Source organism: Streptomyces sp. NPDC085460 (genome assembly GCF_044541975.1).
Taxonomy (GTDB): domain Bacteria; phylum Actinomycetota; class Actinomycetes; order Streptomycetales; family Streptomycetaceae; genus Streptomyces.
The window spans coordinates 250,013-274,152 of the sequence record NZ_JBITTO010000005.1; the positions used below are offsets into that span (position 1 = coordinate 250,013).

General features: G+C 73.1%; 20 protein-coding genes. 17 read left to right on the forward strand and 3 right to left on the reverse strand.

Features of this window, described 5'->3' with window-relative positions; all coding sequences use genetic code 11:
• Nucleotides 1-220: 220 nt before the first annotated feature.
• The 3 genes from ACIGHB_RS14975 to ACIGHB_RS14985 all read left to right on the forward strand — a co-directional run bounded on the left by ACIGHB_RS14975 (nucleotide 221) and on the right by ACIGHB_RS14985 (nucleotide 2,225).
• On the forward strand, nucleotides 221-694 hold the full coding sequence (locus ACIGHB_RS14975; protein WP_360313541.1) for an SAV_6107 family HEPN domain-containing protein: 474 nt from the start codon (nucleotides 221-223) through the stop codon (nucleotides 692-694).
• Between the two features lie 66 nt (nucleotides 695-760).
• Nucleotides 761-1,549, forward strand: a complete 789-nt coding sequence (locus ACIGHB_RS14980; protein WP_360313539.1) for a methyltransferase — start codon at nucleotides 761-763, stop codon at nucleotides 1,547-1,549.
• Nucleotides 1,550-1,823: 274 nt separating this feature from the next.
• Nucleotides 1,824-2,225 (forward strand): DUF3040 domain-containing protein, encoded by a 402-nt coding sequence (locus ACIGHB_RS14985; protein ID WP_360313537.1) that lies wholly within the window; start codon nucleotides 1,824-1,826, stop codon nucleotides 2,223-2,225.
• 320 nt (nucleotides 2,226-2,545) lie between these two features.
• On the opposite strand, the gene ACIGHB_RS14990 is transcribed toward ACIGHB_RS14985, so the two are convergent.
• The 3 genes from ACIGHB_RS14990 to ACIGHB_RS15000 are packed head-to-tail and all read right to left on the reverse strand — an operon-like array spanning nucleotide 2,546 to nucleotide 7,295.
• Nucleotides 2,546-4,903: a DUF3488 and DUF4129 domain-containing transglutaminase family protein gene (locus ACIGHB_RS14990; protein WP_399913157.1), complete on the reverse strand. Its 2,358-nt coding sequence runs from the start codon at nucleotides 4,901-4,903 to the stop codon at nucleotides 2,546-2,548.
• Complete coding sequence (locus ACIGHB_RS14995) at nucleotides 4,900-6,279, reverse strand: DUF58 domain-containing protein (protein WP_388870010.1); 1,380 nt, start codon at nucleotides 6,277-6,279, stop codon at nucleotides 4,900-4,902. Before ACIGHB_RS14995 ends, ACIGHB_RS14990 begins: the two co-directional genes overlap by 4 nt.
• Nucleotides 6,279-7,295: a MoxR family ATPase gene (locus ACIGHB_RS15000; RefSeq protein WP_360313531.1), complete on the reverse strand. Its 1,017-nt coding sequence runs from the start codon at nucleotides 7,293-7,295 to the stop codon at nucleotides 6,279-6,281. The genes ACIGHB_RS14995 and ACIGHB_RS15000 overlap by 1 nt, the downstream gene beginning before the upstream one ends.
• A 549-nt stretch (nucleotides 7,296-7,844) precedes the next feature.
• Between ACIGHB_RS15000 and rsmH the strand changes: the two genes are divergently transcribed.
• The 14 genes from rsmH (at nucleotide 7,845) to ACIGHB_RS15070 (ending at nucleotide 24,121) form a co-directional block, all read left to right on the forward strand.
• Nucleotides 7,845-8,801, forward strand: coding sequence for a 16S rRNA (cytosine(1402)-N(4))-methyltransferase RsmH (gene rsmH / locus ACIGHB_RS15005; RefSeq protein WP_388870007.1), 957 nt, complete (start codon nucleotides 7,845-7,847; stop codon nucleotides 8,799-8,801).
• Between the two features lie 50 nt (nucleotides 8,802-8,851).
• Entirely contained in the window at nucleotides 8,852-9,346 is a 495-nt protein-coding gene (locus ACIGHB_RS15010) for a cell division protein FtsL (RefSeq protein ID WP_360313527.1), read from the forward strand.
• Between the two features lie 7 nt (nucleotides 9,347-9,353).
• Nucleotides 9,354-11,513, forward strand: coding sequence for a peptidoglycan D,D-transpeptidase FtsI family protein (locus ACIGHB_RS15015; RefSeq protein ID WP_399913163.1), 2,160 nt, complete (start codon nucleotides 9,354-9,356; stop codon nucleotides 11,511-11,513).
• Between the two features lie 18 nt (nucleotides 11,514-11,531).
• A complete protein-coding gene (locus ACIGHB_RS15020; RefSeq protein WP_399913166.1) occupies nucleotides 11,532-13,190 on the forward strand; it encodes a UDP-N-acetylmuramoyl-L-alanyl-D-glutamate--2,6-diaminopimelate ligase in 1,659 nt (552 codons plus the stop codon).
• A 4-nt stretch (nucleotides 13,191-13,194) separates the two neighbouring features.
• Nucleotides 13,195-14,619, forward strand: coding sequence for a UDP-N-acetylmuramoyl-tripeptide--D-alanyl-D-alanine ligase (murF, locus tag ACIGHB_RS15025; RefSeq protein WP_360318759.1), 1,425 nt, complete (start codon nucleotides 13,195-13,197; stop codon nucleotides 14,617-14,619).
• A complete protein-coding gene (gene mraY, locus ACIGHB_RS15030) occupies nucleotides 14,616-15,686 on the forward strand; it encodes a phospho-N-acetylmuramoyl-pentapeptide-transferase (protein WP_360318761.1) in 1,071 nt (356 codons plus the stop codon). Before murF ends, mraY begins: the two co-directional genes overlap by 4 nt.
• Nucleotides 15,668-17,107, forward strand: coding sequence for a UDP-N-acetylmuramoyl-L-alanine--D-glutamate ligase (gene murD, locus ACIGHB_RS15035; RefSeq protein ID WP_399913172.1), 1,440 nt, complete (start codon nucleotides 15,668-15,670; stop codon nucleotides 17,105-17,107). The genes mraY and murD overlap by 19 nt, the downstream gene beginning before the upstream one ends.
• A 56-nt stretch (nucleotides 17,108-17,163) precedes the next feature.
• Nucleotides 17,164-18,501: a putative lipid II flippase FtsW gene (ftsW, locus tag ACIGHB_RS15040; RefSeq protein ID WP_399913175.1), complete on the forward strand. Its 1,338-nt coding sequence runs from the start codon at nucleotides 17,164-17,166 to the stop codon at nucleotides 18,499-18,501.
• 6 nt (nucleotides 18,502-18,507) lie between these two features.
• Complete coding sequence (murG, locus tag ACIGHB_RS15045; RefSeq protein ID WP_189850178.1) at nucleotides 18,508-19,602, forward strand: undecaprenyldiphospho-muramoylpentapeptide beta-N-acetylglucosaminyltransferase; 1,095 nt, start codon at nucleotides 18,508-18,510, stop codon at nucleotides 19,600-19,602.
• A gap of 25 nt (nucleotides 19,603-19,627) precedes the next feature.
• On the forward strand, nucleotides 19,628-20,431 hold the full coding sequence (locus ACIGHB_RS15050; RefSeq protein WP_399913179.1) for a cell division protein FtsQ/DivIB: 804 nt from the start codon (nucleotides 19,628-19,630) through the stop codon (nucleotides 20,429-20,431).
• A 277-nt stretch (nucleotides 20,432-20,708) separates the two neighbouring features.
• Nucleotides 20,709-21,923 carry a cell division protein FtsZ gene (gene ftsZ / locus ACIGHB_RS15055; RefSeq protein ID WP_360318770.1) on the forward strand — a complete coding sequence of 405 codons (1,215 nt, stop codon included), beginning with the start codon at nucleotides 20,709-20,711 and terminating at the stop codon, nucleotides 21,921-21,923.
• Nucleotides 21,920-22,654, forward strand: a complete 735-nt coding sequence (gene pgeF / locus ACIGHB_RS15060; RefSeq protein ID WP_360318773.1) for a peptidoglycan editing factor PgeF — start codon at nucleotides 21,920-21,922, stop codon at nucleotides 22,652-22,654. Before ftsZ ends, pgeF begins: the two co-directional genes overlap by 4 nt.
• A gap of 5 nt (nucleotides 22,655-22,659) precedes the next feature.
• Complete coding sequence (locus tag ACIGHB_RS15065; RefSeq protein WP_360318775.1) at nucleotides 22,660-23,379, forward strand: YggS family pyridoxal phosphate-dependent enzyme; 720 nt, start codon at nucleotides 22,660-22,662, stop codon at nucleotides 23,377-23,379.
• A 121-nt stretch (nucleotides 23,380-23,500) separates the two neighbouring features.
• Nucleotides 23,501-24,121 carry a cell division protein SepF gene (locus ACIGHB_RS15070; RefSeq protein WP_360318778.1) on the forward strand — a complete coding sequence of 207 codons (621 nt, stop codon included), beginning with the start codon at nucleotides 23,501-23,503 and terminating at the stop codon, nucleotides 24,119-24,121.
• Nucleotides 24,122-24,140: the final 19 nt, after the last annotated feature.

Sequence of the window (24,140 nt, forward strand, 5' to 3'; positions counted from 1 at the left end):
GGCCCCCTCGCCCGCCCGCTCCGGAGCCGGCCGTGTGGTCAGGTCCTCGGATCCCACGGATCCACCCCCCGCTTCCCCACTTTTGAACTGACTGGTCAGTCCAAAAGTTACCAGCCCGTCGCCCTCTGACAAAACCCCAGGTCAGAGCAATTGTCAGTGGGGGCCTGCACGATGGACACAGATGGCGACAACGCCGTCACCCGACGACAGGAGGCTCGTCATGGCCAGTCCTTTCGCAGCAGCCGACGTCCACCCCGTGTCCCGCCGGACGGCCGCCCCGCCCGCCGCCCTCGACCTGCTCGCCAAGGCCCGCGCCGGGCTCGACGAGGCCGCCGCCCTCGACCGGCCCCACGAGAGGTACGCCACCGCGCACCTCGCCGCCCTGCGCGCCGCGGCCGCCGTCCTCGCCGCCCGCGCCCGCCCCGTGCCCCGCGCCCGCCGCCGCCAGGCCATAAGGAGCGCCTGGGAGCTGCTGCCGCAGCTCGCGCCCGAGCTCACCGAGTGGAGCGCCCTCTTCGCCTCCGGCGCCCCGCGCCGCGCCCTCGCCGAGGCGGGTGTCGCCGACGCGGCGACCCCGCGCGAGGCCGACGACCTCGTCAGGGACGCCGGCCACTTCCTGCGCCTGGTCGAGCGGCTCCTCGTGCTCCAGCCCGTGCTGCCCCGGCAGCCCCCGGCCGACGGGGCGGCCGGTTGATCCGCGCGGCGCCGCGGAGGCCATAGGGTGGGGTCGTCCGTACCCGTCACCGAGGAGTCAAGAGCCGTGCCGGACCCTTCTCCCGCCTTCGGCCGCGAGGCGTCGTCGCGCCCGTCGCGCGCCTCCCTGCGAACCGCCGTCGTCTGGGACGTCCTCAAAGACGCCCTCGACCGCCGGGTCGGGACCACCGGCAAGGCCGCCCTCGACGTCCTCGACACCGGCGGCGGCTCCGGCAACTTCGCCGTACCGGTGGCCCGCCTCGGCCACCGGGTCACCGTCGTCGACCCCAGCCCCAACGCGCTCTTCGCCCTGGAGCGGCGCGCCGCCGAAGCCGGCGTCGCCGACCTGGTGACCGGCGTCCAGGGCGATGTCCGCGGCCTCTTCGACGTGGTCGAGCGCGGCGCCTACGACACCGTGCTCTGCCACGGCGTCCTGGAGTACGTGGACGACCCGGCCGAAGGCGTACGGAACACGGTGGCCGCGCTCCGCCCCGGCGGCGCGCTCAGCCTCCTCGGTGCCGGCCTCGGCGGCGCGGTCCTCGCCCGCGCCCTCGCCGGACACTTCACCGAGGCCCGGACCGCCCTCGACGACCCCGACGGCCGCTGGGGCGCCGGAGACCCCGTGCCCCGGCGCTTCACCGCCGAGCAGCTCACCGGACTGGCCGAGGAGGCCGGCCTCTCCGTGGGCGCCGTCCACGGCGTGCGGATCTTCGCCGACCTGGTGCCCGGCGTCCTCGTCGACACCGAGCCCGGCGCCGCCGAGGCCCTGCTGAAGCTGGAGGCGGCCGCCGCCGAGCTGCCCGCCTTCCACGCCGTCGCCACCCAGCTCCACGTGCTCGCCGAGAAGCCGGCCTGACCCGGCGGAACTCCGGGGCCGCGCCACCCGTTCGGTGGTGCGGGCCCGGCTCTGCCACAGGCCGCCCCATATGCGGCTTCGCGCCGTATGATCGAGGGAAACCATCCGGCATGACGGGCGGACGGCTGGGGAATCAACGCCTCACCAACCGAACCGCGTGGCGGCCCGGATTGGCTGATCGGTAGTGAGGGCGGGTTTCACGGGGGCGATTCCCTGCCTATCCTGAAAGGGCCGCAAACCGGTCGCCCCCGCGACCGACGACTAGGAGGACTCCGTGCCGCTCTCGGAGCACGAGCAGCGAATGCTCGAGCAGATGGAGCGAGCGCTGTACGCCGAAGACCCCAAGTTCGCGACAGCGCTCGAGGGAAGCGGGCTGCGCACGTACACCCGGCGACGGGTCTACCAGGCAGTCGCCGGCTTCCTGGTGGGTATCGCGCTCCTCATGGCCGGAATGGTCGCACAGCAGATCTGGATCAGCGTGGTGGGATTCCTCGTCATGCTGGGCTGCGCGGTCCTGGCGGTCACCGGCTGGCGCAAGGCGCCGAAGCCGGGCGAGCAGCCGCAGCGGGCGGCCAAGGGCCGCCAGGGTGGCGGACAGGCGCGACGCTCCATGATGGACCGGATCGAAGCGCGGTGGCAGCGCCGCCGCGACGAACAGCAGGGTGGCGGCCACTGACGCCCCCCTGGCGGAGACCCCGCCCCCTCTGACCCCGCGCCCCGCCGGCCCCGAGCCTCGGCGGGGCGCCGTGTTTCCCCGAGGGGCCGGGGCGCCGTGTATCCCCACGGGGCCGGGGCGCCGGACAGCCCCCGGGCGGCTGGTCCAGCCTCGCGGCCACACGACATCGCCGGCCTGCTCCAGCAGGCCGGCGATGTCGTGTCGGTCCGCCGAAGGTCAGACCGACGAGGCGGCCGGGGGGCGGCCCGTCCCGTGGGCTCACCCGTTCCGCTCTTGTCGGAAGGGGTGAGCCCAGGGGGGCAGGCCAGGCGTGCCGTCCCTCAGTGCCGCGCCCCGCGCGTACGGAGGGCCAGCAGGGGGCGCCACCCCGTCCAGCGGGCCGAGGCCGCCCAGTGGAGGCGGGCCGCCGAGCGGGGGGCGAAGAGGGCCCGGAGGCGGGCGCCGCGCGAGGCGCGCGCGTGGAACCCGGCCCGTACGAGAGCGGCCTCTCGCGCCAGGCCCGCCACCGGCCGCGGCGACGGCGCGTAGAGCGCCTCCTCCACGGCCCCCGCCACCCGGTGCACCGCCTCCGCGGCCTCACCGTCCAGCTCACCCACCCGGACGATCCGCTCCGCCGTCCTGCGCGGCGTCTGCGCCTCGTCCGGCTCCACCCCGTAGTCCCAGGCCGTGTCGCCGATCTCGCGCCACACCGCCAGCGGTCCCGCCGAGGGGGCGAGCCGGCGGGCACGCGTCCGGGTCCGCCACAGCAGCGGGACGCACGGCAGCGCCAGGACGAGCAGCGCGGCCAGCGTCCAGCCGGCCACCTTCAGCAGATCCGTACCACCACCGGAGGACGAGTCCTCGGCGGCCGCCGCGGGCTGACCGCACTCGCCCAGGCGGCGCATCTCCGGCGGGCAGCTCTCCGAGGCGCTCGGCGCCGCCGAGGGCTGCGCCGACGCCGACCGGGAGGGCTGCGCGGGACCGGTCGGTCCCGCCGTGGGCGTGGCCTCCCGGGTGTAGGACGGCGTGGAGCCCCGGGACGGCGTCGGCTCGAAACGGGTCCAGCCCGCGCCCTCGAAGTACAGCTCGGGCCAGGCGTGGGCGTCCCGGATGCCGACCGAGACCGAACCGTCGGACTGGTTGGTGCCGGGCATGAAGCCGACCGCGACCCGCGCCGGAATGCCCAGCGTGCGGGCCATCGCCGCCATCGAGAAGGAGAAGTGGATGCAGAAGCCCTCCTTGTCCTTCAGGAAGCGGGAGATCGCCTCCGTACCCGTCCCGGACGTCACGTTCACGTCGTAGCGGAAGCCGCCGTCCTCGGCGAACCAGTTCTGGAGCAGGACCGCCCGCTCGTAGTCGTTCCGCGCGTCCTTGGTGACCTCGAGCGCCGTCGACTTCACGTCGGCGGGGAGGCTGCCGGGCACCTTGGTGTACTCCTCGCGCAGCCGCTCCGGAGCCGGGCCCGCCGAGGCGAGCTGCTCGCTCGTGGGCCGCACGTCGAGGCTGGTCACCTGGTAGCGGACGCCCTTGGTGGTCTGCTTGTCGTCGCCGACGAGCATCCGGCCGGACGGCTCGAACCGCCAGCGGCCCTCGACGTCCACCCGGGCGGCCGGGAACGGCATCGGCAGCCACTTCTGGTCGTACCCCTCGGAGGCGACGAAGTTGCTGGTCACCTCGGAGGTGCGGACGGACTGGGAGAGACCGTCGGGCCACGGCAGCGACTTCGGCACCGCCTCGATCGGACGGACCGAGGACTTCCACGACGTGCCGTCGAACTGGTCGAGGGCGACGAGCCGCAGATACAGGCCGCTGTTGTCCAGGGCGTTGGTCCGGTAGCGGAGGACCTCGAAGTCCTCCGGCTGCCGCAGGTTGTCCTGGAGGGATACCAGCGGGTTCACGGCCGCGATGGTGCCGCCGCTCCCGCTGCCCTCGCCCGCGCCCCCACCGGTGTTGCCCAGCAGCCCGCCGGAGAAGCCGGGCAGGACGAGCGGCACCACCAGGGCGGTGCCCATGGCGACGGCGCCGATCCGGCGCCCGGTGCGGACCGGCGCGGAGGACGAGCCGCCGGTGCCCACCGGCGCCCCGGCCCGGCCGGAGCGCTGGGCTCCGCCGAAGACCCGGCCCCAGGCGGTGAGCCGGTCGCGGCCCTCCGCGAGGAGCAGCAGCAGATAGCCGGTGGCGGCGAGCAGGAACCAGAGCCCGCCGGCGCCGCCCCCGGAGAGCCCCGCGGCCACCGAGTACAGCGCGAGCAGCGGCAGACCGGCCGGGGCGGCGCGCCGGAAGGTGACCGCCAGGACGTCCACGAGCAGCCCGATCGCCAGCACGCCGGCGACCAGCATGAGGCGGATGCCCTCGGTGTCCGGGGCGGGGATCGCGTAGGTGCTGACGTCGTCGGCGCCGAGGCGGAACAGCTCGGCCACCCGCTGGACCGCGCGCGGCCCGGGCAGGAAGCCGAGGATCGCCTGCTCCCGCGCGAAGACCACGGTCAGGGCGACCACGCCGACCAGCAGCTGGGCGGCGATCGTCAGCGGCCGGGCCAGCGGAACCCGCCGGCACAGCAGGCCCGCGGCGCTCTGCAGGGCCAGCAGGAAGGCGGCGGTGAAGATCCAGGTGGCCGGCTTGACCAGCGGCAGCAGCGCCCCGGCGGCCATCAGGGAGGCCGCCCACGCGGCCAGTGTCAGACGGGTGCGCCCGCTCATGCCCATCCTCCGTAGCTGTCCGCGGCGGCGGTCTCCCGCAGCGTTCCGGCGGCCTGCTGCCAGAGATCGGCCATCCGGGCCCCGGGCGGCACCGGGACGACGGTCCAGCCCGCCTCGCGCAGCTGACGGACCCGGGCCGCGACGGCCCCCGCCACGGCGCCGCCGGTGAGCCACGTGCCGGAGTCCAGGACGAAGGCGACGGCCGCGCCGGCCCGGCCGCGCATCCGTCCGGCCAGGGCGGCCTGCTCCTCGTCGAGGTCGCCGAGGAAGGCGACGAGCAGCCCGTCGCTCCCGGCGCGCAGCACGTCGGAGGCGCGGGAGAGTCCGGCGCCGTCGGAGTGGTCCACGATCGCGAGGGTGTCCATCATCAGCCCGGCCGTCTCCACGGAGTCGCCGCCGGACGTGCCCGCGTAGCCGTCGGAGCCCTCGCCGGGGACCGAGGAGCCGGTGTCGGTGAGCAGCCGGACCGCGTAACCGCGCTCCAGCATGTGGGTGAGGACCGAGGCGGCGCCGGAGACGGCCCACTCGAAGGCCGAGTCGGGGCCCGAGCCCTGGTAGCCGGAACGGCGGGTGTCGAGGAGGACCGTGCAGTGGGAGCGCTGGGGCTGCTCCTCGCGGCGGACCATCAGCTCGCCGTACCGGGCGGTGGAGCGCCAGTGGACCCGGCGCAGGTCGTCGCCGTGCCGGTACGCGCGCGGGATGACGTCGTCGTCGCCGGCCAGGGCCAGCGTGCGCTGCTGCCCGTCGCCGTACCCGGACGCCTCGCCGCCCAGCCGGACGGCCGGCAGCGCCGTGGTCCGCGGGACGACGGTCAGGGTGTCGTACGCGCTGAAGGAGCGGGTGAGCTCGCACATGCCGAAGGGGTCGCTCAGCCGGAGCTGGAGCGGGCCCAGCGGGAACCGGCCGCGCAGGTCGGAGCGGACCCGGTAGGAGACCTCGCGCCGCCCTCCCGGCTCGACCCGGTCGAGCACGAAGCGGGGTCGGGGGCCCAGCATGTACGGCACGTGGTCCTGGAGCATCAGCAGCCCGGTGGGGAGCTTGGAGACGTTCTCCATGCGGAGCTGGACGCGCGCCTCGGTGCCCGCCTCCACCCGCTGCGGGGTGAGCAGGCGGGAGGTGGCGACCCGGTAGCGGGTGCGGTGCAGGACGACGGCGCAGATCAGCGGCAGGCTGGCGAGCAGCAGGCCGACCCGGAGCAGATCGGCCTGGCCCAGCACGTAGGCGCAGACGGCGGCGGCCGCCCCGGCGGCCAGGAAGGACCGGCCGCGGGTGGTGAGGCCGCCGAGGGCGGCCCGCAGGCCGCCCCTGCCGTCCTCGGCCCGCGGGCCGTCGTGGTCGTCGGCCCGCTGCCCCCGGGGTGCGGCGGGGGTCGCCATCACAGCTGCCGGCCGCCGGTCTGCCGGCCGTAGAGCGGGCCGGCGGGCGGAGCCGCGGACGGGACGGGGGTCCGCTGGAGGATGTCGAGGACGACCTGCTCGGCGTTGCGCCGGTTGAGCTGGGCCTGCGCGGTCGGCAGCAGCCGGTGCGCGAGCACCGGCACGGCCAGGGCCTGGAGGTCGTCCGGCAGCACGTACTCGCGGCCGGCGAGGGCGGCGGAGGCGCGGGCGGCCCGCAGCAGGTGGAGCGTGGCGCGCGGGGAGGCGCCGAGCCGCAGGTCCGGGTGGTTGCGGGTGGCGGCGACGACGTCGACCGCGTACCGCCGGACGGCGTCGGCGACGTGCACCGAGCGGACCGCCTCGATCAGCTTGAGGATGTCGTGGGCGTGGGCGACCGGCTGGAGGTCGTCCAGCGGGTTGACCGCCCCGTGCACGTCGAGCATCTGGAACTCGGCCTCGGCGCTCGGGTAGCCGATGGAGACGCGGGCCATGAAGCGGTCGCGCTGGGCCTCGGGCAGCGGGTAGGTGCCCTCCATCTCGACCGGGTTCTGGGTGGCCACGACCATGAACGGGCTGGGCAGCTCGTAGGTCTGCCCGTCGATGGTGACCTGGCGCTCCTCCATGGACTCCAGGAGCGCGGACTGCGTCTTGGGCGAGGCGCGGTTGATCTCGTCGCCGATGACGATCTGGGCGAAGATCGCGCCCGGCTTGAACTCGAACTCCCGCCGCTGCTGGTCGAAGATCGACACGCCGGTGACGTCCGACGGCAGCAGGTCGGGGGTGAACTGGATGCGGCGCACCGAGCAGTCGATGGACTTCGCCAGCGTCTTGGCGAGCATGGTCTTGCCGACGCCGGGCACGTCCTCGATGAGGAGGTGTCCCTCCGCGAGCAGCACCGTCAGCGCGAGACGTACGACCTCGGGCTTGCCCTCGATCACGCTCTCCACCGATCCGCGGACGCGCTCCGCGGTGGTGGTCAAGTCTGTGAGGCTCGCTCGGTCGTCATAGGTCGTCACCCCGGCCCTCCTCGGCCTTGCAGGAAAACGGACACCTGCCCCCGGCGGGATGGTCGGGGGGTGTCACCCGAGCATTCTTGTTGGGTTTGCCGGGCCGTGTCACTCGGCTGTGGACAACCGCAGGGGAATTGCCTGTTTTTGTCGTCTTACGCGGCGACGAAAGGTGTGCTGGGGCAGGTGGCGGAACCATTCTCCACAGGGTCGGGCCGCCACGACCGCCCGGCTCGGCCACCTCCTCGCCCGGGCCGCGGGGCACCGCCGTTCGAGTGAAGCGCCCGGAATGTCCGCGCCCGCCTCCGGCGCCGCGCGGCGCGCCAGCCGGTTGATTGACCGGCCCCGTCCGTGGACTAGAGTGACGCGGAGTCCATGGAGACAATCGAGCGATTTGAAACGGTTTCTCCCCCGTGTGCGCGGCGGTACCCACGGCTCGCCCCTCCCGCTCGCCGGTCGGCCGACGCGCCCCTCCGGCGCCCGACGACCGCGTCCGACCCCCCAGAGCGGGTGGGAGCCCGGCCCTCCGTACCCCCGTGTCCGTTCTGAGAGGGTGCGTTGAGCAACGACCGACACGTCCCGGTGATGCTCCAGCGGTGCCTGGACATGTTGGCCCCTGCCCTCCAGCACCCGGGTGCGGTCGTCGTCGACTGCACCCTGGGTCTCGGCGGACACAGCGAGGCCCTGCTCCGGTCCTTCCCCGAGGCCCGGCTCGTCGCCCTCGACCGCGACAAGGAGGCGCTGCGCCTCTCCGGCGAGCGGCTTGCCCCCTACGGGGAACGCGCCACCCTCGTCCACGCGGTCTACGACGAACTGCCCGAGGTCCTCGACCGGCTCGGCATCGACAAGGTCGACGGGGTCCTCTTCGACCTCGGCGTCTCCTCCATGCAACTGGACGAGGCCGACCGCGGCTTCGCCTACGCCCAGGACGCCCCGCTCGACATGCGGATGGACCAGACGACCGGCATGAGCGCCGCCGAGGTCCTCAACACCTACCCGGCCGGCGAACTTGTCCGGATCCTGCGCGCGTACGGCGAGGAGAAGCAGGCCAAGCGGATCGTCTCCGCCATCGTCCGCGAGCGCGACAAGGAGCCGTTCACCAACAGCGCCCGGCTCGTCGAGCTCATCCGCGACGCCCTTCCGCAGGCCGCCAAGCGCACCGGCGGCAACCCCGCCAAGCGCACCTTCCAGGCCCTGCGCATCGAGGTCAACGGCGAGCTGAGCGTCCTGGAGCGGGCCATCCCGGCCGCCGTGAAGGCGCTCGCCGTCGGCGGCCGCGTCGCCGTCCTCTCGTACCACTCCCTGGAGGACCGGCTCGTCAAGCAGGTCTTCGCGGCCGGCGCGGCCACCACGGCCCCGCCCGGCCTGCCGGTCGTCCCCGAGAAGTACCAGCCCCGCCTCAAGCTCCTCACCCGCGGCGCCGAACTCCCCACCGAGGAGGAGGTCGCCGAGAACCGCAGGGCCGCCCCCGCCCGGCTCCGGGGCGTCGAGCGCATCCGGGAGGACGTGCTGTGAGCGGGGCGAGGGGGCCCCTCAAAGGCAGGGCCGCGCGGCTCGGACGGCTGATGCCGTCCGGACCGAGCTCGGCCGCCCGCACCCCCTTCGTCCTGCTCGTCGTGCTCCTCCTCGGCGGCGGCCTCATCACGCTGCTGCTGCTGAACTCCGCCCTCAACCAGGGCTCCTTCGAACTGCGCGAGCTCAAGGACCGCACCACCGAGCTCACCGACGAGGAGCAGGCCCTCCAGCGGGACGTCGACGCCAACGCCGCCCCCGACGCCCTGGAGCGCCGCGCCCGCGAGCTCGGCATGGTCCCCGGCGGCAGCCCGGCCTTCCTCGGCCCCGACGGCAAGGTGCTCGGCGAGCCCACCGTCGCCGCCTCCCCGAAGCCCTCCCGCACGCCGTCCCGCGCCCCGAGCCGTACCGGCGACCCCGCCCCCTCCCGTACGGGCGACCCCGCTGCCTCCCGTACGGAGCGGAGCGCCGCGCCCGGCGCGGGCACCACCCCGACGCCCACCCCCACCGGAACCACCCCGACCGCCCCGACGACCTCCGGCAGGTGACCGAGCAGTGCCCTCCAAGGAGCCCCCGCGCCGCCGCGTGCCCGGCCCCGCCCGGCCCGTCCGCCCCCGCTCCTCCTCCGGAGGAGGAGCCGGAGCGGGAGCCGGAGACCGCGCCGGAAGAGCCGGTACGGGGTCGAAACCGGATACTGGATCCAACCGGGGTGCCGGATCGAAACCGGGTACTGGATCCAACCGGGGGACCGGATCCGCATCGGGTACTGGATCCAAACCCGGCACGGCACCCCGCGCCGGCGCCCGCGCCCCCCGGCCCGCCTCCCGCCCCGCCCCGCGCCCGGCCGCCCGCCGCCCGGCGCCCCGGCCGCCGGCCCGCAAGCCCCGCACCATCAAGCTCGGCAGCCCCCGGCCCCGGCTGCGCCTGATCTCCGTCGGCCTCACCCTCGTCATGCTCGCCTTCGTGGTGCGGCTGCTCCAGGTCCAGGCCGTCGACGCCAGCGCGTACGCCGCCAAGGCCGCCACGTACCGCTACCAGGAGTACACGCTCTCCGCCGAGCGCGGCGAGATCACCGACCGCAACGGCATCGCCCTGGCCTCCAGCGTCGACGCCTACGACATCACCGCGGACCCCAAGCTCTTCACCCCCGAGGAGTCCAAGCGCAAGGACGCGCCCGAGCAGGCCGCCGCCCTCCTCGCCCCGATCCTGGGCAAGGAGCCGGCGGAGCTCGCGAAGAAGCTCCGTACGCCCGACTCCCGCTACACCCTGCTCGCCCGCAAGCAGACCCCGCAGGTCTGGAACCAGATCAAGGACCTCAAGAAGGTCTACGGGCAGAAGGCGCAGGAGCCCGGCGGCACCCGGGTCAACCTGCTCGGCGGCGTCCTCAGCGAGCCCAGCACCAAGCGGGTCTACCCGAACGGCGACCTCGGCGCCGGGATACTGGGCTACGTCAACGCCGAGGGCCGCGGCGCCGGCGGCATCGAGTCCATGCTCGACCCCGAACTCGCCGGCCGGGACGGCAAGATCCGCTTCACCGCCTCCGGCGGCCGGCAGGTCCCCACCGCCGGCTCCCAGGGCACCCCCGCCGTCCCCGGCTCCGACATCGAGCTCACCATCGACCGGGACATCCAGTGGGCCGCCCAGCAGGCCATCAGCGAACAGGTCGGCAAGTCCAAGGCCGACCGCGGCTACGTCATCGTCCAGGACACCCGCACCGGCGAGATCCTGGCCATGGCCAACGCCCCCGGCTTCGACCCCAACGACCTCTCCGCCGCCAACGCCGCCAGCATGGGCAACGCCGCCCTCCAGGACGCCTACGAGCCCGGCTCCACCAGCAAGGTCATGTCCATGGCCGCCGTCCTGGAGGAGGGCAAGGCCGCCCCCGACACCCACGTCACCGTGCCCAACCGGCTCCACCGCGGCGACCGGCTCTTCAAGGACGACATCGACCACCCGACCTGGTACCTGACGCTCAACGGCGTCCTCGCCAAGTCCAGCAACATCGGCACCATCCTCGCCACCGGACAGCTCGGCAAGGACCAGGCCGAGTCCAACCGCGTCCTCGACGGCTACCTCCGCCGCTTCGGCATCGGCAGCCCCACCGGCCTCGGCTTCCCCGGCGAGACCCCCGGCATCCTCGCCAAGCCCGAGAACTGGTCCACCTCCCAGCAGTACACGATCCCCTTCGGCCAGGGCCTCTCCGTCAACGCCCTCCAGGCCGCCTCCGTCTACTCGACCATCGCCAACGGAGGCGTACGGATCGCGCCCACCCTCGTCCGCGGCACCAAGGGCCCCGACGGGCGCTTCACCCCCGCCGGCAAGCCCGCCGAGAGCAGGGTCGTCAGCGAGCGGACCGCCAAGACCCTCGCCCAGATGCTCGAATCCGTCGTCGAGGACCGGGAGGGCACCGGCACCAAGGCCGCCATCCCCGGCTACCGCGTCGCCGGCAAGACCGGCACCGCCAACCGCGTCGACCCCGAACTCGGCCGCTACAAGGGCTACACCGCCTCCTTCGCCGGTTTCGCCCCCGCCGACCAGCCGCGCGTCACCGTCTACTGCGCCATCCAGAACCCCACCAAGGGCAGCTACTTCGGCGGCCAGATCTGCGGGCCCATCTACAAGAAGGTCATGGAGTTCGCCCTCAAGACCCTCCACGTGGCCCCCACCGGCAACGCGTCACCCCGCCTGCCGGTCACCTTCGAACCCACCCCGTGACCCCCGGGAGCACCACCAGTGACGACGATCACCCCCCACTCCGGGAACCGGAAATCGAACTCCGGCGACGCCCCCGGCTCGTTTGGTCCCCCCCAGGGTGCGCCCGGTACGCTCACCGCCGTGCCACACGCTGATCAGTCCCGAACCACCCCGCCCCGCCCGGAGCGGGCCCGCCCCACACCCCTGGGCGAGCTCGCGGCACGGCTGGGCACCGAGATCCCCGACGCCGCACAGGGCGTCCCCGTCTCGGGCATCACCCACGACTCCCGGGCGGCGCGCCCCGGTGACGTGTACGCGGCCCTGCCCGGCGCCCGCCTGCACGGCGCCGACTTCGTCGCCCAGGCCGCGGGGCTCGGCGCCGTCGCGGTCCTCACCGACCCGACCGGAGCCGACCGCGCCGCCGCCACCGGCCTGCCCGTCCTCGTCGTCGAGGACCCGCGCCGCCGGATGGGCGAACTCGCCGCCGAGATCTACGGCAGCCCCGGCGCGGACCTCCTCCAGATCGGCATCACCGGCACGTCCGGCAAGACGACCACCGCCTACCTCGTCGAGGGCGGCCTGCGCGGAGCCGGCAAGCACACCGGCCTCGTCGGCACCGTCGAGATGCGCATCGGCGACGAGCGCATCAAGTCGGAGCGCACCACCCCCGAGGCCACCGACCTCCAGGCCCTCTTCGCCGTCATGCGCGAGCGGGGCGTCGAGGCGGTCGCCATGGAGGTCTCCAGCCACGCCCTCGTGCTCGGCCGGGTCGACGGCTGCGTCTTCGACGTCGCCGTCTTCAACAACCTCAGCCCGGAGCACATGGAGTTCCACTCCGACATGGAGGACTACTTCCGGGCCAAGGCCATGCTCTTCACCCCCGAGCGCAGCCGGACCGGCGTGGTGAACGCCGACGACGAGTACGGCCGCCGGCTCGCGAAGGAGGCGACCGTCCCGGTCGTCACCTTCTCCGCCGAGGGCCGCGCCGACGCCGACTGGCGGGCCGAGGACGTCGTCCTCGGCGCCGCCGTCTCGACCTTCACGGCCGTCGGCCCCGAGGGCGAGCGGATCTCCGCCACCGCCCCGCTGCCCGGCCCGTTCAACGTCGCCAACACCCTCGCCGCCATCGCGACCCTCGCCACCGCGGGGCTCGACCCGAAGACCGCCGCCGACGGCGTCGCCGCCGTCCCCGGCGTCCCCGGCCGGCTGGAGCGCGTCGACGCCGGACAGCCGTACCTCGCCGTCGTCGACTACGCGCACAAGACCGACGCCGTCGAATCGGTCCTGCGCTCGCTCCGCGAGGTCACCGAGGGCCGGCTGCACATCGTCATCGGCTGCGGCGGCGATCGGGACACCACCAAGCGCGGCCCGATGGGCGCCGCCGCGGCCCGGCTCGCCGACACCGCCGTCCTCACCTCCGACAACCCCCGCTCCGAGGACCCCCTCGCGATCCTCACCGCCATGCTCGCGGGCGCCGCCGAGGTGCCCGCGGCCGAACGCGGAGACGTCCTGGTCGAACCCGACCGGGCCGCCGCCGTCGCCGCGGCCGTCGCCCGCGCCAGGCCGGGCGACACCGTCCTGATCGCCGGCAAGGGCCACGAGCAGGGCCAGGAGATCGCCGGGCAGGTCCGTCCCTTCGACGACCGCCTGGTCCTCCGCGAAGCGATCGAACACCGTCACCAGAACAGTCAGGGATGAAGCAGTGATCGCCCTCTCCCTCGCCGAGATCGCCGAAATCGTCGGCGGGCAGGCGCACGACATACCGGATCCGGGCGCCCGGATCACCGGGCCCGTCGTCATCGACTCCCGCGAGGTGAAGCCCGGCAGCCTCTTCGCCGCCTTCGCCGGGGAGCGCGTCGACGGCCACGACTACGCGGAGCGCGCCGTCGCGGCGGGCGCGGCGGCCGTGCTCGCCGTCCGCCCCCTCGGCGTCCCCGCGATCGTCGTGGACGACGTGCAGTCCGCGCTGGGCGCCCTCGCCCGCGCGGTCGTCGAGCGGCTCGGCACCGATGTCGTCGCCCTCACCGGCTCGGCCGGCAAGACCTCCACCAAGGACCTGATCGCCCAGGTCCTCGACCGCCACGCGCCCACCGTCTGGACGCCCGGCTCCCTCAACAACGAGATCGGCCTGCCGCTCACCGCGCTCAGGGCGACCGAGGAGACCCGGCACCTCGTCCTGGAGATGGGCGCCCGCGGCATCGGCCACATCCGCTACCTGACCGGGCTCACCCCGCCCCGGATCGGGCTCGTCCTCAACGTGGGCAGCGCCCACATCGGCGAGTTCGGCGGACGCGAGCAGATCGCCGAGGCCAAGGGCGAGCTGGTCGAGTCCCTGCCCTCCGCCGAGGACGGCGGCGTGGCGGTCCTCAACGCCGACGACCCGCTCGTCCGCGCGATGGCGAGCCGCACCAAGGCCCGCGTGACCCTCTTCGGCGAAGCGGACGAAGCGGCCGTACGCGCCGAGAACGTCCACCTCACCGAGACCGGCCGCCCCTCTTTCACGCTTCACACACCCACCGGGTGCAGCGACGTGACCTTGCGCCTGTACGGTGAGCACCACGTGTCGAACGCGCTCGCAGCGGCCGCCGTCGCGCACGAGCTGGGCATGCCTGTCCAGGAGATCGCCACCGCGCTCTCCGAGGCCGGCTCCCTGTCGCGCTGGCGCATGGAGGTCACCGAGCGTCCGGACGGCGTGACGATCGTCAACGACGCCTACAACGCGAACCCCGAGTCCATGCGAGCCGCCCTGCGCGCGCTCGCGGCCATGGGCCGGGCCGGACAGGCCCGCGGGGCCCGTACGTGGGCGGTGCTCGGCAAGATGGCCGAGCTCGGTGACGCGTCGCTCGCCGAGCACGACGCGGTCGGACGGCTCGCCGTCCGGCTCAACGTCAGCAAGCTCGTCGCGGTCGGGGACAGGGAAGCGTCCTGGCTGCAACTGGGCGCCTATAACGAGGGTTCGTGGGGTGAGGAGTCGGTGCACGTGTCCGACGCGCAGGCGGCTGTGGACCTGTTGCGCAGGGAACTGCGCCCGGGGGACGTGGTCCTGGTGAAGGCCTCCCGGTCGGTCGGTCTCGAGCAGGTCGCACTCGCGCTGCTCGACGCTGAGGGCGAGGTATCGGGCCGATGAGGCAGATCCTCTTCGCGGGGGCCATCGGCCTCTTCCTGACCCTGATCGGCACCCCGCTGCTCATCAAGCTGCTCGCCCGCAAGGGATACGGGCAGTTCATCCGGGACGACGGCCCGCGCGGGCACGCCGGGAAGAAGGGCACGCCCACCATGGGCGGCATCTCCTTCATCCTGGCGACGCTCATCGCGTACGCGCTGGCCAAGGTCATCACCGGCGAGCCCGTCTCGTACTCCGGCCTGCTGGTCCTCTTCCTGATGGCCGGAATGGGCCTGGTCGGCTTCCTCGACGACTACATCAAGATCGTCAAGCAGCGTTCGCTGGGCCTGCGGGCCAAGGCGAAGATGGCCGGCCAGCTCATCGTCGGCATCGCCTTCGCCGTGCTCTCGCTCCAGTTCGCGGACCAGCGCGGGCTCACCCCCGCCTCCGAGAAGCTCTCCTTCATCACCGACTTCGGCTGGTCGATCGGCCCGGTCCTCTTCGTGGTCTGGGCGCTCTTCATGATCCTGGCCATGTCCAACGGCGTGAACCTGACGGACGGTCTGGACGGCCTGGCCACCGGCGCCTCCGTGATGGTCTTCGGCGCCTACACCTTCATCGGGCTGTGGCAGTTCCAGGAGTCCTGCGCCAACGCGCTGACCCTCACCAACCCGAGCGCCTGCTTCGAGGTCCGCGACCCGCTCGACCTCGCGGTCGTGGCCTCCGCGCTGATGGGAGCCTGCTTCGGCTTCCTGTGGTGGAACACCTCGCCCGCCAAGATCTTCATGGGTGACACCGGCTCCCTCGCCCTCGGCGGCGCGCTCGCCGGTCTCGCCATCTGCTCCCGTACGGAGCTGCTGCTCGCGCTGCTCGGCGGCCTGTTCGTGCTGATCACCATGTCCGTGGTCATCCAGGTCGGCTCGTTCAAGATGACCGGCAAGCGCGTCTTCCGGATGGCCCCCCTCCAGCACCACTTCGAGCTCAAGGGGTGGTCCGAGGTCCTGGTCGTCGTCCGGTTCTGGATCATCCAGGGCATGTGCGTCATCGTGGGCCTGGGCCTCTTCTACGCGGGATGGGCAGCCGACAAGTGAGCGAAGAGCTGGACTGGCAGGGCAAGCGGGTCACGGTCGCGGGTCTCGGGGTCTCCGGCATCCCGGCCGCCCGGGCCCTGGCCGCCCGCGGCGCCGTGGTGACCGTCGTCAACGACGGCGACGACGAGCGCTCCCGGACGCAGGCCGCCGCACTGGAGGGGGAGGGGATCACCGTCCGCCTCGGCGACGGCGCGACCCTGCCGGCCGGCACCGAACTGGTCGTCACCACCCCCGGCTGGCAGCCGGACAAGCCGCTCTTCACGGCCGCCGCCGAGGCGGGCGTGGAGATCTGGGGCGACGTCGAGCTCGCCTGGCGGCTGAGGGGCCCTGACGCGGCCCCGTGGCTGGCGATCACCGGCACCAACGGCAAGACCACCACGACCCGGATGCTCGCCTCCATCCTGGAGGCGGCCGGGCTGCGGACCGCCGCCGTCGGCAACATCGGCGTCTCGCTCCTCGACGCCGTCCTCGGCGACGAGCCGTACGACGTCCTCGCCGTGGAGCTGTCCAGCTACCAGCTGCACTGGGCGCCCTCCGTGCGCGCCCACTCGGCCGCCGTGCTCAACCTGGCGCCCGACCACCTCGACTGGCACGGCTCGATGGAGGCGTACGCCGCCGACAAGGGCCGGATCTACGAGGGCAACCAGGTCGCCTGCGTGTACAACGTCGCCGACCCGGCCACCGAGGACCTGGTCCGCGAGGCCGACGTCGAGGAGGGCTGCCGTGCCATCGGCTTCACCCTCGGCACCCCCGGCCCCTCCCAGCTCGGCGTGGTCGAGGGCATCCTCGTCGACCGGGCCTTCGTCGAGAACCGGCAGAAGAACGCCCAGGGGCTCGCCGAGGTCGCCGACGTACAGCCGCCGGCCCCGCACAACATCGCCAACGCGCTCGCCGCCGCCGCCCTCGCCCGCGCCTTCGGCGTCGACGCGAAGGCCGTACGGGACGGGCTGCGGGCCTTCCGCCCCGACCCGCACCGGATCGAACTGGTCGAGGAGGTCGAGGGCGTGACGTACGTCGACGACTCCAAGGCCACCAACACCCACGCCGCCGAAGCCTCGTTGGCCGCCTACGACCCGATCGTCTGGATCGCCGGCGGCCTCGCCAAGGGCGCCACCTTCGACGAGCTGGTGGAGAAGTCGGCGAAGCGGCTGCGCGGGGCCGTCCTGATCGGCGCGGACCGCGCGCTGATCCGGGATGCCCTGGCGCGACACGCCCCGGAGGTCCCGGTGGTGGACCTCGACCGGACCGACACTGGGGCGATGTCCGAGGCGGTCCGCGAGGCGGCCCGGCTCGCCCGCCCGGGGGACACGGTGCTCCTGGCCCCGGCCTGCGCCTCGATGGACATGTTCACCAACTACAACAAGCGGGGCGAGGCGTTCGCGGACGCGGTCCGCGCCCTCGCCGCCACCGGGGACGCCTGACCCGACCACTGCGAAGGGTCCGGCCGTACCGGGCCTGACCGGAGGGGGCAGCGACCATGCCGAGCAAGATCGCCGGGACACGCCGGCCCTCCGCCCGACCGGGCGGAGGGCGGGCCCCAGCGACCCCGCGGGCGCGGGGCGGGGGCGTGCGCGGGCTCTACACGCGGGCGCAGCGGGCCTGGGACCGGCCGCTCACGGCGTATTACGTGATCATCGGCGCGGGGCTGCTCATCACCACGCTCGGCCTGGTGATGGTCTATTCGGCCTCGATGATCACGGCGCTCCGCTACGAGCTGGTGCCGTCGTACTTCTTCCGGAAGCAGTTCTTCGCGGCTCTCCTGGGCACCGGGCTGCTGCTGGTCGCCTCGCGGATGCCGGTGAAGCTGCACCGGGCGCTCGCCTACCCGATCCTGGTCGGCGCCGTCTTCCTCATGGTGCTGGTCCAGATCCCGGGGATAGGGCACTCCGTCGGCGGCAACCAGAACTGGATCTCGCTGGGCGGCCCGTTCATGCTCCAGCCCAGCGAGTTCGGCAAACTGGCGCTGATCCTGTGGGGCGCCGACCTGCTCGCCCGCAAACAGGACATGAAACTCCTCACCCAGTGGAAGCACATGCTCGTGCCGCTGGTGCCGGGGGCGTTCATGCTGCTCGGGCTCATCATGCTCGGCGGCGACATGGGCACCGCCATCATCCTCACCGCGATCCTCTTCGGCCTGCTCTGGACGGCGGGCGCCCCCACCCGGCTCTTCGTGGGCGTGCTCACGGTGGCCGGTGCGATCGGCGTGCTGCTCATCAGGACCAGCGGCAACCGGATGCGCCGCTTCCAGTGCATCGGCGCCACCGATCCGGGGGGCGAGGGGGCCCCGTGCCTCCAGGCCGCGCACGGAATCTATGCTCTGGCCTCGGGCGGATGGTTCGGTTCCGGGCTCGGCGCGAGTGTGGAAAAATGGGGCCAACTGCCCGAAGCGCACACCGACTTCATCTTCGCGGTCGCCGGTGAGGAACTGGGCCTCGCGGGGACGCTGTCGGTACTCGCCCTGTTCGCGGCCCTAGGCTATGCGGGTATCCGCGTGGCCGGACGCACGGAGGACCCCTTCGTACGATTCGCCGCGGGAGGCGTGACCACCTGGATCACGGCCCAGGCCGTGGTCAACATCGGTGCGGTGCTCGGTCTGCTGCCGATCGCCGGCGTCCCGCTCCCGCTGTTCTCGTACGGGGGGTCGGCCCTGCTGCCGACCATGTTCGCCGTCGGGCTCCTGATCGCCTTCGCGCGACAGGAACCCGCCGCGAAAGCGGCCCTGGCCATGCGCCGCCCCGGATGGGGCAAGCGGGTCGGTGTGAGATGGAAGTCGATGCGACGGCGCGTCAAGAAGCGCCCGTCCGGAGAGCGGTGAATTTCGGTGCATGTCGTACTCGCCGGCGGGGGGACCGCCGGTCACATCGAGCCGGCGCTCGCCCTCGCGGACGCCCTGCGCAGGCAGGACCCCAGCGTGGGCATCACGGCGCTGGGCACGGAGAAGGGCCTGGAGACCCGGCTCGTGCCCGAGCGAGGCTACGAGTTGGCGCTCATCCCCGCCGTACCGCTGCCCCGCAAGCCCACCCCCGAGCTGATCACCGTCCCCGGACGCCTGCGCGGCACCATCAAGGCCGCCGAGCAGATCCTGGAGCGCACCAAGGCGGACTGCGTGGTCGGCTTCGGCGGTTACGTGGCGCTCCCCGGCTATCTGGCCGCCAAGCGCCTCGGCGTGCCGATCGTGGTCCACGAGGCCAACGCCCGGCCCGGCCTGGCCAACAAGATCGGCTCCCGGTACGCGGCCGGGGTCGCCGTCGCCACCCCGGACTCCAAGCTCCGCAACGCCCGTTACATCGGCATCCCGCTGCGGCACACCATCGCCACCCTCGACCGGGCCCGGGTCCGGCCCGAGGCGCGCGCCGCCTTCGGCCTCGACCCCAACCTGCCCACGCTGCTGGTCTCCGGCGGCTCCCAGGGCGCGCGCCGGCTCAACGAGGTCGTCCAGCAGGTCGCCCCCGTGCTCCAGCGCTCCGGCATCCAGATCCTGCACGCGGTCGGCCCGAAGAACGAACTGCCGCGCGTCGACAACATGCCCGGAATGCCGCCGTACGTGCCGGTACCGTACGTGGACCGGATGGATCTCGCGTACGCCGCGGCCGACATGATGCTCTGCCGCGCCGGCGCCATGACCGTCGCCGAGCTCTCCGCCGTCGGACTGCCCGCCGCCTACGTCCCGCTGCCCATCGGCAACGGCGAACAGCGGCTCAACGCGCAGCCGGTGGTCAAGGCCGGCGGCGGACTCCTCGTCGACGACGCGGAGCTGTCGCCGCAGTGGGTGCAGGCCAACGTCCTGCCCGTACTGGCCGATCCGCACCGGCTCTACGAGATGTCCCGCGCCGCCTCCGAGTTCGGCCGCCGGGACGCCGACGACCTGCTCGTCGGCATGGTGTACGAGGCGATCGCCGCCCGCCGACAGGCGTAGCGGGGAACCGAGGGAAGAGGCGCGCGTGGCAGCCGGACCGACGACCGCGGAGCAGAGCGGCACCGAGAAGCGGCACGGATCGTCGGACCGGCAGCCCCGGCCGGAAGGGCCGGGCGGTCGCTTCCGGCCGACCGGGCTCAAGCTCGCCCTGATCGCCGTCGGCCTGCTCCTGCTCGCCGGCGGCACGGTCTGGGCCCTCTACGGCTCGACCTGGTTCCGTGTGGAACGTGTGAAGACTTCGGGCACGGCGGTGCTCACCGTGCCCGAGGTCGAGGCCGTCGCCGCCGTCCCGGTCGGCGCCCCGCTCGTCACCGTCGACACCGACGCCATCGAGGCGCGGCTCCGGGAGAAACTGCCCCGTATCGGCTCGGTCGACGTATTCCGCACCTGGCCGCACGGAATCGGTATCCAGGTGACGGAAAGGAAACCCGTGCTCCTTCTGGACAAGCGCGGGTCTTTCACCGAAGTGGACTCCGCGGCCGTCCCGTTCGCGACCGTCACCACCCCGCCCCGCGGAGTGCCCCGGCTCGTCCTCGACGTGGCCGCTTCACCCAGCCTGCGGCGCTTCGACGCCGACCGCCTGCTGGCCGAAGCGGTGCGCGTACGGAGTGAACTCCCGGACGCGATCGCGAAGGACACTCGTGTCGTGCGCCTCTCCTCGTACGACTCCGTCACTCTGGAGCTGACCCGGGATCGCACCGTCTTCTGGGGCAGTGCCGAACACGGGCCCGCGAAGGCCCGGGTGCTCACCGCCCTCATGAAGGCGACCCCCAAAGCGGGGCACTTCGACGTAAGTGCCCCCAGCGCGCCCGCCTCGTCGGGGAGTTGACGCGCATCGGCGCTGGCCAGCACCCTGGTTGGCCAGCGCTACGGGTGATCACATAGGGTGAAAAGAAAAACGGGAGGTTCGGCGTGTTCGTTGAACGCGCGCCGCTTGTCGACTTAGTGTCCTGTTCGGAGAGTCCAGCGAACACGGACACTGGTAACCCTAAACTTCAACGTTAGGGTTGGGGTCGGCGCACGGACCACCCCATCGGCATCCGTCGTCGCGGCGCGCCAACCACCGCGCTACGACGACACGTAACTCGAGGCGAGAGGCCTTCGACGTGGCAGCACCGCAGAACTACCTCGCAGTCATCAAGGTCATCGGTGTCGGCGGCGGTGGTGTCAATGCCATCAACCGAATGATCGAGGTCGGTCTCAAGGGCGTCGAGTTCATCGCCATCAACACCGACGCACAGGCGTTGTTGATGAGCGACGCCGACGTCAAGCTCGACGTCGGCCGTGAACTGACCCGCGGCCTCGGGGCCGGGGCCAACCCGGCCGTCGGCCGCAAGGCGGCCGAGGACCACCGCGAGGAGATCGAGGAGGTCCTCAAGGGGGCCGACATGGTCTTCGTCACCGCCGGCGAGGGCGGCGGCACCGGCACCGGCGGCGCGCCCGTCGTCGCCAACATCGCGCGCTCGCTCGGCGCCCTGACCATCGGCGTGGTCACCCGCCCGTTCACCTTCGAGGGCCGGCGGCGCGCCAACCAGGCGGAGGACGGCATCGCCGAGCTCCGCGAAGAGGTCGACACCCTCATCGTCATCCCGAACGACCGCCTGCTGTCCATCTCGGACCGCCAGGTCTCGGTCCTCGACGCCTTCAAGTCGGCCGACCAGGTCCTGCTCAGCGGCGTCCAGGGCATCACCGACCTCATCACCACCCCGGGTCTGATCAACCTCGACTTCGCCGACGTCAAGTCGGTCATGTCCGAGGCCGGTTCCGCCCTCATGGGCATCGGTTCCGCCCGCGGCGACGACCGCGCGGTGGCCGCGGCCGAGATGGCGATCTCCTCGCCGCTCCTGGAGGCGTCCATCGACGGCGCCCGCGGTGTGCTCCTCTCCATCTCCGGCGGCAGCGACCTCGGTCTCTTCGAGATCAACGAGGCCGCGCAGCTGGTCAGCGAGGCCGCCCACCCGGAGGCCAACATCATCTTCGGCGCCGTCATCGACGACGCCCTCGGCGACGAGGTCCGGGTCACCGTCATCGCGGCCGGCTTCGACGGCGGCCAGCCGCCCGCCCGCCGGGACAACATCATCGGTTCGGTCTCCGCCAAGCGCGAGGAGCCGGCCCCGGCCCCCCGCATCGCCGAGGCGTCCCGCCCGCTCGGCGGCCTCGGCACGGTGACGCCCCGCGAGGAGCCCGCCCCCGCCCCGGCCGAGCCCGCCCCGGCCGTCAGCGAGACCCCGCTGCCGCCCGCCCCGCCGGTCGTCCCGCCGGCCCGCCCGTACGCGGACAGCCCCGCCGAGGAGCTGGACGTGCCGGACTTCCTGAAGTGATAGGGCACCGCTTCACCACGAACGGCGCGCACTTCGCCTTCACCGACCGGTGGGGCGGGGTGAGCGCCGTTCCGTACGAGGAGCTCAACCTCGGCGGCGCCGTCGGCGACGACCCGGAGGCCGTACGCGCCAACCGGGCCCGCGCCGCCGCCGAACTCGGGCTCGACCCCGGTCACGTCGTCTGGATGAACCAGGTCCACGGCGCCGGGGTCGCCGTGGTCGACGGCCCCTGGGAAGACGGCGCCGCCGTCCCCGCCGTCGACGCGATCGTCACCACCCGCCGGGGGCTCGGCCTCGCGGTCCTCACCGCGGACTGCGTCCCCGTCCTCCTCGCCGACCCGGTCGCCGGCGTCGTCGCCGCCGCCCACGCCGGACGGCCCGGCATGATCGCCGGGGTCGTCCCCGCCGCCGTCGCGGCGATGACGGAGCTGGGCGCCGAGCCCGGCCGGATCACCGCCCGCACCGGCCCCGCCGTCTGCGGACGCTGTTACGAGGTCCCCGAGGCGATGCGCGCCGAGGTCGCGGCCGTCGAACCCGACGCCCGCGCCGAGACCTCCTGGGGCACCCCGGCCGTCGACGTCGCCGCCGGGGTCCGGGCCCAGCTGGCCCGGCTCGGGGTGACCGACGTCGAGGACGCCGGGGTCTGCACCCTGGAGTCCCCGGACCACTACTCGTACCGACGCGACCGCACCACAGGGCGACTCGCGGGATATGTCTGGTTGGGCAGGTAAGAGGCATGACGGACCGTAAGGCCGAACTCGCGGAGAACCTCGCGCGGGTGGAGGAGCGGATCGCGGCCGCCTGCGCCGCCGCCGGCCGCCCCCGCGAGGACGTGACCCTCATCGTGGTCACCAAGACCTACCCGGCGAGCGACGTGCGGATCCTGCACAGCCTCGGCGTGCGGAACGTGGCGGAGAACCGCGACCAGGACGCGGCGCCCAAGGCGGCCGCCTGCGCCGACCTCGATCTCGCCTGGCACTTCGTCGGTCAGTTGCAGACCAACAAGGTCAGATCCGTGGTGGGTTATGCCGATGTGGTGCAGTCCGTCGACCGGCTCAAGCTCGTCTCCTCCCTCTCCGCGGCCGCGGAGAAGGGCGGGCGCGAACTCGGCTGCCTGATCCAGGTCGCCCTCGACGCCGAGGCCGGCGGGCGCGGTGACCGCGGGGGCGTGGCGCCGGACGGGGTGGAGGAGTTGGCCGCGGCGCTCGACGCGGCGCCGGGGCTGCGGCTCGACGGCCTGATGACGGTGGCCCCGCTCGTCGGCGCGTACGCGGGGCGGCAACGCGCCGCCTTCGACCGGCTGATGGATTTGTCGACTGCCCTGCGCGCGACCCGTCCGGCTGCGAACATGGTGTCAGCGGGCATGAGTGCGGACCTCGAGGACGCCATCGCTGCCGGGGCGACACACGTACGCGTCGGTACGGCGGTACTCGGTGTGCGACCGAAGCTCGGGTAACGTCGCGAAGCAGGTCGGACCACAGCAGAAAATATGGTCATTCCGCGAACGGCGGGGTGGCCCGTGGATCGCGGGCACTTGGTGACGAGGCCGATCCACCACAGAGCGGAGGAATCGGAGCATGGCCGGCGCGATGCGCAAGATGGCGGTCTACCTCGGTCTCGTGGAGGACGATGGGTACGACGGCCGGGGCTTCGACCCCGACGACGACTTCGAGCCCGAGCTGGAACCGGAGCCCGAGCGGGAGCGGCGTCACACCCCTCCGCGCCAGATCGAGCGCGAGGAGCCGGTGCGCGTGGTGCAGCCCCCCGCGCCCCGGGAACCGGTCGCCCACTCTGTCCCGGTACTCGCCGAAAGCGGTCGTCCGGCCCGAATTGCCCCCGTGGCATCCATCACACCCGAACGCCCGAGCCTGGAGAAGAACGCACCGGTGATCATGCCCAAGGTCGTGTCCGAGCGGGAGCCGTACCGCATCACCACGCTGCACCCCCGGACCTACAACGAGGCCCGTACCATCGGGGAACACTTCCGTGAGGGCACCCCGGTGATCATGAACCTCACTGAGATGGACGACACCGACGCGAAGCGACTTGTCGACTTTGCCGCCGGACTCGTCTTCGGGCTCCATGGCAGCATTGAGCGCGTGACGCAGAAGGTGTTCCTGTTGTCGCCTGCTAACGTCGATGTCACGGCGGAGGACAAGGCCCGGATCGCAGAGGGCGGATTCTTCAACCAGAGCTGAGAAACGAACCGGACGGACC

What these genes read in the sequence shown, in the direction of transcription:
- ACIGHB_RS14975 (WP_360313541.1), top strand. Translation starts at nt 221, where the DNA reads ATGGCCAGTCCTTTCGCAGCAGCCGACGTCCACCCCGTGTCCCGCCGG.
- ACIGHB_RS14990 (WP_399913157.1), bottom strand. Translation starts at nt 4,903, where the DNA reads ATGAGCGGGCGCACCCGTCTGACACTGGCCGCGTGGGCGGCCTCCCTG.
- ACIGHB_RS14995 (WP_388870010.1), bottom strand. Translation starts at nt 6,279, where the DNA reads ATGGCGACCCCCGCCGCACCCCGGGGGCAGCGGGCCGACGACCACGAC.
- ACIGHB_RS15010 (WP_360313527.1), top strand. Translation starts at nt 8,852, where the DNA reads ATGCCGTCCGGACCGAGCTCGGCCGCCCGCACCCCCTTCGTCCTGCTC.
- mraY (WP_360318761.1), top strand. Translation starts at nt 14,616, where the DNA reads ATGAGGCAGATCCTCTTCGCGGGGGCCATCGGCCTCTTCCTGACCCTG.
- murD (WP_399913172.1), top strand. Translation starts at nt 15,668, where the DNA reads ATGGGCAGCCGACAAGTGAGCGAAGAGCTGGACTGGCAGGGCAAGCGG.
- ftsW (WP_399913175.1), top strand. Translation starts at nt 17,164, where the DNA reads ATGCCGAGCAAGATCGCCGGGACACGCCGGCCCTCCGCCCGACCGGGC.
- ACIGHB_RS15065 (WP_360318775.1), top strand. Translation starts at nt 22,660, where the DNA reads ATGACGGACCGTAAGGCCGAACTCGCGGAGAACCTCGCGCGGGTGGAG.
- ACIGHB_RS15070 (WP_360318778.1), top strand. Translation starts at nt 23,501, where the DNA reads ATGGCCGGCGCGATGCGCAAGATGGCGGTCTACCTCGGTCTCGTGGAG.